The organism is Streptomyces sp. NPDC002853, from assembly GCF_053591915.1.
This window is the reverse complement of the sequence record NZ_JBSFUS010000007.1, coordinates 1-10070: the sequence shown is the minus strand read 5'-3', so window position 1 is coordinate 10070 and position 10070 is coordinate 1. Positions and strand designations below refer to the sequence as shown.

The window sequence follows — 10070 nt, the reverse complement described above, 5'->3', positions numbered from 1 at the left end:
CCCGCACAGCCCCTGAAGGGACGAGCATCATGCAACCGCTGCCCGTGTCCGACTCGCCCGGCAAGGCCGACCACGACGTCGCCATCCTGGGCGCCGGTATCGCCGGGTCGATCCTGGCCGCCATTCTCGCCCGCAACGGGGTCAAAACCGTCCTGGTGGACGCCGGGGCCCACCCGCGCTTCGCCGTCGGCGAGTCGACCATCCCGTACACCTCGGTGATGCTGCGCATCCTGGCCGCGCGCTACCAGGTGCCGGAGATCGCGCACCTGAGCCACTTCTCCACGATGCGCTCGAAGGTGTCGTCGAACTCCGGCCAGAAGAAGAACTTCGGCTTCGTCTACCACCGTGAGGGCGAGCCCCAGGACCCGCGGGAGATCAACCAGTTCGTGATCCCGGTGGCGCTCTCCACCGAGTCGCACATGTTCCGCCAGGACGTCGACGCCTACATGTTCAACGTGGCGGTGCGCTACGGCGCGGTGCCGCGGCTGAACACGCGGGTGACGGACGTCGACATCGACGGCTCCGGCGCCACCCTCGCCGTGTCGGACGGGCCGGACATCCGCGCCAGGTACGTGGTGGACGCGGGCGGCCACAACTCGCCCCTCGCGAAGAAGTTCGGGCTGCGGGACGAAGTGCCCCAGCAGCGCACGCACTCCCGGACGCTCTTCACGCACATGGTGGGCGTGACCCCCTTCGACACCAGCCCCGCGGGCCGCAAGCACGACAACCCGAGCCCCTGGCACCAGGGCACCCTGCATCACGTCTTCGACGGCGGCTGGGTCTGGGTCATCCCCTTCGACAACCACCGCGGCGCCACGAACCGCCTCTGCAGCGTCGGCCTGACCCTGGACCCGCGCCGCCACCCCAAGACCGACCTGGCGCCCGACGTGGAGTTCGCCCGGTTCCTCGACCGTTTCCCCGACATCGCCCCGCAGTTCAGGCACGCCAAGGCGGCCCGCCCCTGGGTGTCCACCGGCCGGCTCCAGTACTCCTCGCACCAGGTCGTCGGCGACCGGTTCTGCCTGACCTCGCACGCGGCGGGCTTCGTGGACGCCCTCTACTCGCGCGGCCTGACCAACACGACGGACATCGTCAACTCCCTCGCCTGGCGGCTCATCGAGGCCGCGAAGGACGACGACTTCTCCGCCGAGCGGTTCAGCCACATCGAGACGCTCCAGCAGGGCCTGGTCCGCGCCCACGACGATGTGGTGGCGTCCTCCTTCACGTCCTTCCGTGACTACGGCATGTGGAACGCCACGTTTCGCATGTGGGCCCTGGGCACGGTGCTCGGCACCCTCAACGCCCAGGACGCGCTCGTGCGCTTCCAGCGCGGCCGGGACCCGATGGTCTGGCGCGAGCTGGAGGCGCAGCCGCACCCCGGGGCGCTGTTCCCGGCGAGCGTCGGCTTCAACAAGATCACCGACGCCGCCTGGTCGGCCTGCCGGGACGTCGAGGCGGGCCTGATGACCCCCGACCACGCCACCGGCGAACTCTTCGACCTGCTCCAGGACGACAGCTACGCCCCGCCCCCCTTCGGCCTGCACGACCCCGCGAACCGCTTCTACAACCCCAACCCGGCGCGCATGATCCGCACCATGCTGTGGGCCAAACGCGGCCCGGCCGCAGCCGACACCGGCCCCATCCTGGCCAGTGCGCTCGGCGGATTCCTGCGCTCCCGGTTCCACAAGAGCTGACGACGGCCGACCCAGGAGGACGGGAACATGTCTGACCGACACGAGGAAACGCGCGCCGGGGCGAAGCTCCCGGCGGACGCGGGGCTGCCGTCGGACCCCGCGTGGTGCGAGGGCGCCGACGCGGTGGGGCCGTCGGAGTCGGCGCTCCCCGACGAGCCGTTCGACGACTCCGCGCCCGAGCCGGGCCCGGTGCACACGGTGGCCGTGCTCGGCGCGCACCTGGGCGGCGGCATGCTGGCCGCCGTCCTGGCCCGCGCGGGCGTGGACGTCGTCCTGGTGGACGCGCCGCACGACGCGAGCGCGCCCGCCGGCGAGAGCACGGTGCCGTACACGGCGGAGGTCTTCGAGCTGCTCGCCCGCCGCTTCGACGTCCCCGAGCTCTCAGCGCTCGGCCACTTCGGGGAGCTGCCGCCGGAGATACGCCGGACGTCCGGGGTCAAGAAGAGCATCGGCTTCGTCTACGCGCGCCCCGGCGAGCCGGTGCGCCCGCGCCAGAAGCTCCAGTTCAACGTGCCGAGCGAGCACGGCGAATCCCATCTGTACCGGCCCGACGTCGACGCCTGGGTGCACCAGCTCGCCGTGTCGTACGGCAGCAAGGTCCCGCCGAGCCGGGCGCCCCTGGCCGACGTGCGCGGCGGCCCCGGCGACTTCACCGTCGAGCTCACCGACGGACGCTCCGTGCGGGCCGGGTTCGTGGTCGACATGTCGGGCCCCGACGCCCCGATGCTGCGCCGCCTGGGCACCGCCCTGCGTCCGCTGCGCCACTCCTCGCGGGTCCTGACGGCGCAGCTGCGCGGCGTACGGCCGCTGGAGCGGCGGGTGGACCCCGGCGACGGCGGGACGCCCTGGACCGGGGGCACCACGCAGGTGGTCTTCCCCGGCGGCTGGCTGCAGCTGATCCCCTTCGGCGACGAGCGGGGCGGTGAGCAGGCCATGACGAGCGTGTCGGTGAGTCTGGACGCCAAGCGGTGGCCGCAGCGGTCGGCGTCCCCGGAGGCCGACTTCAAGGATCTGATACGCCGTTTCCCCGACCTGGAGTGGCAGTTCGCGCGGGCCACGACCGTGCGCCCGTGGTCCGGCGGCGAGCAGTGGCAGTACGGCGCGTCGACCACCGCGGGCGACGGGTTCGTCGTCCTGGACCGCTCGGCGGTCCGCTGCGACTTCACGCTGTCACGCGATGTGACGCTCACCGCCGAGCTGGTCCACGAGGCGGCGGTGCGCATACTCGCCGCCGCCGAGGCCGGGGACTGGTCCGTCGAGCGCTTCCGGGGCCTCGAGGCCTTCCAGGCCTCGCTGACCGAGCACAGCGACCGCCTGCTCCAGACGGCGCTCACCGCCACCACGGACTTCCGGCTGTGGAACGCCTTCTGCCGCGTCTGGCTGCTGCACTCGATGTTCGCCGCGCTCTCCCTCAAGCGGGCCCGCAACGACGCGCTCGCCAGGCCCGGAGCCGCCGACCAGTGGGCGGAGCTGGAGAGCTATCGGGGCAACGGCATGTGGTTCCCCGCCTATCCGGGCTTCGGGGTCCTGTTCGACGACACGTACCGGCTGCTGCGGCAGGTCGCCGACGAGCGCGTCAGCGCGGGCTCCGCGGCCGAGCGGATTTTCGGCCAGATGCGGAGTGCGTCATTCATCCCGCCGCTGTTCGGTTTCGGGGACCCGTCCGACCGCTACTACAACTTCACTCCGCTCAAGCGGGTCAAGGTCCTGCTGTGGGCCAAGCGCAAGGCCCCGCACCTGGTACGCAGGGTGCTCACCAAGGGGGCGACGATCCAGCCCAGCGTCACCGAATAGCAGTCGGCGGGCCGTCCCCTCGCGGGGCGGCCCGTTGGTGCGTTCTGGCCAACGACTCGGCCCGGACGTGGACGCGTTCTGGACACTCCGGCGGGGGGCCGGGATGCTTTCGACGACAAGCAAGCCGTGCGTGAATGGGTGGTAACGATGAGCGCCGCGAGCCGTGGACGCATGACGGAGGGTCCCCTATGAACGCCGGAAACGGGATTCCTTACGCGCAGCAGGCCGCCTCGCGCCGGCGGAGCACCACGCGCGGAGGACGCCCCCTCTCGGCCCGCAGCGGCCGCCGCCCCGGGGAGAACAGCACGAAGGAGCAGATTCTCACCGCGGCCCTCGATCTCTTCGCGGCCAAGGGCTACTCGGGCACCACGATCCGTGCGATCGCGGGCGAGGCCGGCGTCGATCCGGCCCTGGTCCACCACTTCTTCAGCACGAAGGAAGGCGTCTTCCACGCCGCGGTCAACTCCCGCCTGAGCGTGTCGTCGCTCTTCGACGCCCTGACGGACGACGGCTCGCAGCCCGCTCCCGAGGACCGCGCCGAGTGGGTCGCCCGTACGTTCCTGTCGTTCTGGGAGGACGAGTCGACGCGGCCCGCGATGGTCGCCATCTACCGGACGGGCCTGGCGGACGAGTCGACGTCGAGGACGTTCCGGGACCGCATCGAGTCCAGCATGGGGAACTTCGTGCTGCGGATGGTGCCCGAAGTGACGGAGCGCACCGAGGTGTTCACCTCACTGGTGTCCGCGCAGCTCGCGGGTCTCGCGATGCTGCGCTACATCCTCAAGGTGGAGCCGCTGGCCTCGATCGACTTCGAGGAGCTGCTCACGTGGTTCGTGCCCGCGCTCGACGTGCACTTCGACAAGCTGGCGCAGGGCTAGATCCGTCGGCGTCAGCGCGGCCTCCGGTGTGCGGACGGCCGCCTCCCGCGCCTGGACGACCGCCTCGGACCGCGCGAGGACGAGGACGCCACGGCCCGCCACGAGCGCGGCGGCGAGCACGGCCAGGAGCCCGGCGGGACCTGACACCCCGCGCTCCCCCAGGACGACGGTCCCGATGAGGGAGGCGAAGACCGGGTTGACCAGCGTGACGGTGGCCAGCGGAGCGTCGAGCGCGTCCCTGAAAGCCAGTTGACTGAGCATCAGGCCGGCTGTGCCCAGACCGGCGGTGACCGCCACGACGACCACCGTCACCCAGAGCGGCAGCGCGGCGGTGTCGTCGCCGGAGAGTTTCAGTACGGCGGTCTGCGCCAGGGCCGAGGCGGTGGCGAAGGCGATCCCGGCGGCCGTCGCGTACCAGAGCCCCCTGCCGACCGGGTGTCTGGCCACGGCCGCGGCCGCTGTCGCCAGGCCGAGGGCCACGGCGGTGGCCGCGATGACGCCGAGCACTTCCGGTGTCCGCAGCGTCCGGCTCGCGGTGGACGACCCGGTGAGGGCGAGCAGCCCGGCGACTCCCGTCACCGTCAACGCCGTACCGCGCCACTGGGCCGAGGTCATTTTCGTGCGGGCGACGGCGGCGGACAGGAGCGGCGCCGCTACGAGGGTCAGGACGCCGAGGGTCTGGACGGTGATGAGCGGTCCGTGGCGCAGCGCCCCCACGTGGAGCGCCGCGCCGGACAGGTTGAACAGGACGGAGGCCCACCAGGCTCCCGTACGGAAGAGCCCACCGGGCCGCCGCACCGCCACCCGCCGCTGCACGACGGCAGCGGCGGCGTAGGCGAGGGCGGAGACGACGCCGAGTGAGAGAACCGGCACGACGGTGTCCACCGCGGCTTCCTTTCGCAGACGGGGACCCGGCGGTCCGGGGGCACGGGGTCCAACCCCGGCCCCCGGACCCGGATCCGGTTCCTCAGGGCGGTGTCACGCGCCTCCCGGCACGTCGGTGACGTCCTCCGGGCGGATCTTCGGCAAGGCGAGGACGAGCAGGCAGGAGAGGCCGAAGCAGCCGATCTGCCAGTAGACGACCTGTTCGAAGCTCTCGCTGAAGTTGGTCTTGCGAGCCTCGGGCACGGCCTTCTCCAGGACCGCCGTCTGCACCTTGTCCTTGACCTCCTGCGGGGCCGGGTTGTTCGCCATCTCCTTCTCGATGGCCGCGCAGCTCTCGGGCGTCTCGGTGAGGTCCTTCTGGTTCATGCGGTCGTGGAAGCAGGTCTGGAATCCCGCGACCGCCTTGTCCTGCTGGTCGTCGACGACGCCCGCGGACGTGAGGTCCTTGCGCAGTTCAGACACGGCGGAGCGGCTGGAGTCATCGGCGTTCGTGCCCAGGAATCCGTAGAAGAGGATGCCGGCGACCGCGATGCCGATCGCGATGCCGACCTGCTGCACGGTGGCGAGCATGCCGGACGCCGAGCCCGCCTCTCGGGAGCGGATGCCGGCCAGGATGATGCCGGTGCACGGGGCGAGGAAGAAGCCACCGCCCATGCCTGCCACCATCAGCGAGGGGATCAGCTGGTAGCCGTGCAGGTCCGATCCGGCCCAGTGGACGGTCGCGATCACCCCGGTCATGCCGACGAGCAGGAGACCGGTGCCGAGGGCGAGCGTCTTGGTGCCGAGCTTCTTGACCACGGCCGTGGAGCGCGCCGAGCCGGCCGCGATGAGGACGGCGAAGCCGAGGCTCACCAGACCCGCCGAGATCGGCGTGTAGCCGAACCCGACCTGCAGGCTCATGAAGAACGTCATGAAGAAGGACGGGATGCCCGCGAAGAACACGATGCTGATCAGCAGCCCGACGGAGAACGACCGCTCCTTGAAGAGCCGCATCGGAATGAGCGGTGACTTGTCGGGGCGGTTGGACAGCCTGGCCTCGTAGAGCGCGAATCCGATCAGGATCAACGGGCTGAGACCGAGCAGTGCCAGGCTCCAGGTCGGCCAGTCGTGCTCGCGGCCGATCACCAGCGGCAGGATCAGGCTGAAGAGTCCGGCGGAGAGGATCGTCGCGCCCACGACGTCGAGACGCTGTGCGCCGTCCGCCTTGGACTCGGGGATCTTCGCCATGCCGAGTGCGAGCGCCACCAGGCCTACCGGCAGGTTGACGTAGAAGATCGCACGCCAGTCGCTGCCGAGGATGTCCATGTCGATCAGCCAGCCGCCGAGCACCGGCCCGAGGACGGTGCCGAGACCGATCGAAGCGCCGTACATGGCAAGGGCCTTGGGCCGCTCACGCGTCGAGAAGGTGACCTGGATGATCGAGAGGACCTGGGGGAACATCAGGCCCGAGAACAGGCCCTGCAGCACCCGGGAGCCGATCAGGAACGTCGACGTGGGGGCGGCGCCGCACAGCACGGAGGCGGCGGTGAAGCCCAGCATGCCGATGAGGAAGACCTTCCGGCGGCCGTAGATGTCGCCGAGCCTGCCACCGGTCACCAACGCACAGGCGAAGGCCAACGAGTAGACGGCGACGACCAGTTGGATCTCGGCGAAGGTGGCGCCCAGGTCGCTCTGCAGCGACGGCAGGGCGACCATCGTGATCGTGGTGTCCAGCATCTGCATGAAGATCGCGGAGAGCGTGACCGCGAGGACCACCCAGCGTGCGGAGTGTCCGGCGGGCCCTGATCCGGACGAAGTACCCGGCGGCTTCCCCGCCTTCACATCGGTACTCATTGCTTCCATGTTCCCTCCTCGGGCCCACTGACTGCGGCCTGCTGGATTATTCACTGTCCAATGAAGTCTACGAGCATTGAATTTCCTCACGCAACCCTGATGACTCGCTTCCGGACATCCGGGCTCCGGTCAACTGCGGGGTATGCCAACAGGTTTGAGGGGCAATGGCGCACTAGTGTCGGGTTGTTGGACCGCAGTCGCGAGCACCGGATCACCCCTACCCAGGGCATGCAAAAGCGAGCCTTAGCGTTAATGAACGCAAAGGCTTGAAGGTCGGGCCGCCTTACGGCTGCGGCTGACCCTTGCGAACGCCGGGCCGGCTCAGCGTCCGGCCGAGAGGTAGCCGGCGACGACCGGCATGAGCGTGCGCACCAGCTCGTCGGAGCTGCCGCCCTTGGCCAACTCGGCCGGAAGCAGCTCCAGATGACGTGCCATCACCACACCCACGAACAGACTGCTGATCAGAGCCAGCCTGATCTCGCCGTCCTCGTCCTCGGCGACCCCTTCGGGCACGAGCGACTGCCGCAGCCGCGACCCGGCGACGTCCAAGTCGAGCGCGGACCGCAGGACGCCGAGAATGCGCGTGCGCTGCACCTGGTCGTCCCAGTCGGCCACGGCGTTGCGGAGCAGCCACTCCGCGGCGTCCGGATCACGTCGCCCGACGGCCTCGCGGAGCACCTCGGCCGGCCGGACCGTCTCCGCGACCACGGCGGTGAACAGGTCTTCCTTGGAGGAGAAGTAGTGCCCGATCAGGGCGGGATCGCAGCCCGCGTTCGCGGCTATGGAGCGCAACGAGGCCCTGCGAAAACCTTGCTCGGCGAAGAGGTCCGCGGCGGACCGCATGATGGCCTCGCGCGTACTCGGCACACCCTTGTCGTCCCCCATGGCGGCAGCTCCTCTCGATCACGAGCCCGCACGACATCAATTCAACTGACGATGAAGTCTACATAGAGTGAGTTCAGCGGTCCAGCCGCTCGGCACCGCCGTCCCGGATGAATTCAACGCCTATTGAAATATGGTGACGGCGCTTCTAGGCTCGGCCCTGGCGGCGGTCGGACAGCCGCTGGACCGCCCAACCACCCCCAGCAAGAGAGGACTTGTGCCGGTGACGAAGCAGACAGAGCGGCTCGATCGAGTCATCATCCGATTCTCGGGTGACTCCGGCGACGGCATGCAGCTCACCGGGGATCTGTTCACCTCGGAGACGGCATCCTTCGGCAACGACCTGTCCACGCTGCCGAACTTTCCCGCCGAGATCCGCGCCCCCGCAGGCACGCTGCTCGGAGTGTCCAGCTTCCAGCTCCACTTCGCCGACCACGACATCCTCACGCCGGGCGACGCGCCGAACGTCCTGGTCGCGATGAACCCCGCCGCGCTGAAGGCCAACCTCGGTGACGTGCCCAGGGGTGCCGAGATCATCGTGAACACGGACGAGTTCACGCCGCGCGCGCTCCAGAAGGTCGGCTACCCCTCAAGTCCCCTCGACGGCAACGAGCTTGACGCGTACCGAGTACACCCGGTGCCGCTGACGACACTGACGGTCGAGGCGCTCAAGGATCACGACCTGTCCCGCAAGGACGCGGACCGGTGCAAGAACATGTTCGCCCTGGGTCTGCTTTCGTGGATGTATCACCGGCCGACCGAGGGGACGGAGAAGTTCCTGCGGACGAAGTTCGCCAAGAAGCCGGCCATCGCCGAGGCGAACATCGCCGCATTCAGGGCGGGTTGGAACTTCGGCGAGACGACGGAGGACTTCGCCGTCTCGTACGAGGTCGCCCCGGCGGCCGAAGCCTTCCCGGCCGGCACCTACCGCAACATCTCCGGCAATCTCGCGCTCTCGTACGGTCTGATCGCGGCGGGACGCCAGACGGGGCTGCCCCTGTTCCTCGGCTCGTATCCGATCACTCCGGCCTCCGACATCCTGCATGAGCTGTCGAAACACAAGAACTTCGGTGTGCGCACCTTCCAGGCCGAGGACGAGATCGCCGCGATCGGGGCCGCCTTGGGCGCCGCGTTCGGCGGCTCACTGGCCGTCACCTCCAACTCCGGCCCCGGTGTGGCCTTGAAGTCGGAGACGATCGGCCTCGCGGTATCGCTCGAACTGCCGCTGCTGATCGTGGACATCCAGCGCGGTGGCCCTTCGACCGGTCTGCCCACCAAGACCGAGCAGGCGGACCTGCTGCAGGCCATGTTCGGGCGCAACGGCGAGGCGCCGGTGCCGATCGTGGCGCCCAAGACGCCGGCGGACTGCTTCGACGCGGCCATCGAGGCGGCGCGGATCGCGGTCACCTACCGCACGCCGGTGTTCTTGCTGAGCGACGGCTATCTGGCCAACGGGTCGGAACCCTGGCGCATCCCACAGGCCGATGAACTGCCCGAGATGCTGGTGCAGTTCCCGCAGGGACCCAACCACGTCCTGGAGGACGGCACCGAGGTCTTCTGGCCCTACAAGCGCGACCCGCGGACCTTGGCCCGCCCTTGGGCGATCCCGGGCACCCCCGGCCTCGAACACCGCATCGGCGGCATCGAGAAGCAGGACGGTACCGGCAACATCTCCTACGACCCCGCCAACCACGACTTCATGGTCCGCACCCGCCAGGCCAAGATCGACGGCATCCAGGTGCCCGACCTCGAAATCGACGACCCCGGAGGCGAGGCGCGACTCCTTGTCCTTGGCTGGGGTTCGACCTACGGGCCCATAACCGCCGCCGTCCGGCGCCTGCGCCGCGCGGGAACTGCCGTGGCCCAGGCCCACCTGCGCCACCTCAACCCCTTCCCGCACAACCTGGGCCAGGTCCTCGAGCGTTACGACAAGGTCGTCGTCCCGGAGATGAATCTGGGCCAGCTCGCCCTGCTGATCCGCGGAACCTATCTGGTCGATGTCGTCTCCCACACGCAGGTCAACGGGATGCCGTTCAAGGCCGAGCAGCTCGCCACCGCCCTCAAGGAGGCCGCCCGCCATGCCCACTGAGGCCCTCACCCTCAT

Annotated in this window: 6 protein-coding genes; 4 read left to right on the top strand and 2 right to left on the bottom strand. The window is 69.6% G+C overall.

Annotated features, from left to right (window positions below; genetic code table 11):
• Positions 1 to 29 precede the first annotated feature (29 nt).
• From ACWD02_RS19735 to ACWD02_RS19725, 3 genes are all read left to right on the top strand, one after another.
• Positions 30 to 1694: an NAD(P)/FAD-dependent oxidoreductase gene (locus tag ACWD02_RS19735; protein WP_451212135.1), complete on the top strand. Its 1665-nt coding sequence runs from the start codon at positions 30 to 32 to the stop codon at positions 1692 to 1694.
• 27 nt (positions 1695 to 1721) lie between these two features.
• Complete coding sequence (locus ACWD02_RS19730; RefSeq protein ID WP_451212133.1) at positions 1722 to 3488, top strand: NAD(P)/FAD-dependent oxidoreductase; 1767 nt, start codon at positions 1722 to 1724, stop codon at positions 3486 to 3488.
• Between the two features lie 188 nt (positions 3489 to 3676).
• Positions 3677 to 4366 carry a TetR/AcrR family transcriptional regulator gene (locus ACWD02_RS19725; protein WP_451212130.1) on the top strand — a complete coding sequence of 230 codons (690 nt, stop codon included), beginning with the start codon at positions 3677 to 3679 and terminating at the stop codon, positions 4364 to 4366.
• 978 nt (positions 4367 to 5344) lie between these two features.
• On the opposite strand, the gene ACWD02_RS19720 is transcribed toward ACWD02_RS19725, so the two are convergent.
• Entirely contained in the window at positions 5345 to 7093 is a 1749-nt protein-coding gene (locus ACWD02_RS19720; protein ID WP_451212127.1) for an MFS transporter, read from the bottom strand.
• A 312-nt stretch (positions 7094 to 7405) separates the two neighbouring features.
• A complete protein-coding gene (locus ACWD02_RS19715) occupies positions 7406 to 7969 on the bottom strand; it encodes a TetR/AcrR family transcriptional regulator (RefSeq protein ID WP_451212124.1) in 564 nt (187 codons plus the stop codon).
• Between the two features lie 130 nt (positions 7970 to 8099).
• On the opposite strand from ACWD02_RS19715, the gene ACWD02_RS19710 reads away from it, so the two are divergent.
• On the top strand, positions 8100 to 10055 hold the full coding sequence (locus ACWD02_RS19710; RefSeq protein WP_451212121.1) for a 2-oxoacid:acceptor oxidoreductase subunit alpha: 1956 nt from the start codon (positions 8100 to 8102) through the stop codon (positions 10053 to 10055).
• The last annotated feature ends 15 nt before the right edge of the window (positions 10056 to 10070 follow it).